Origin of the sequence: Gluconobacter sp. DsW_058, assembly GCF_002153615.1 — a bacterium.
Classification (GTDB): domain Bacteria; phylum Pseudomonadota; class Alphaproteobacteria; order Acetobacterales; family Acetobacteraceae; genus Gluconobacter; species Gluconobacter cerinus.
This window is the reverse complement of record NZ_JOPH01000078.1, coordinates 1-269: the sequence shown is the minus strand read 5'-3', so window position 1 is coordinate 269 and position 269 is coordinate 1. Positions and strand designations below refer to the sequence as shown.

1 tRNA gene is annotated in these 269 nt (G+C 52.4%); it reads left to right on the top strand.

The window, feature by feature from the left end:
- Positions 1 to 197 precede the first annotated feature (197 nt).
- Positions 198 to 269 (top strand) — tRNA-Gly (locus HK24_RS13255).

Here is a 269-nt window from a genome sequence, read left to right as displayed (position 1 = left end):
CAGGGGTAGAGCACAACCTTGCCAAGGTTGGGGTCGTGGGTTCGAATCCCATCACCCGCTCCAGTTTGAAAAAGACGCCTTAGGGCGTCTTTTTTCGTTTCTGGCTCATAAATATTTCCTGATCAGGAAAATGCTTTTCCACTCGTCTTTCCTCTTGCGGATATTGCAAGTTTCCGCCATAAGCCGCCTCACGGAATGCGGGTGTAGCTCAGGGGTAGAGCACAACCTTGCCAAGGTTGGGGTCGTGGGTTCGAATCCCATCACCCGCT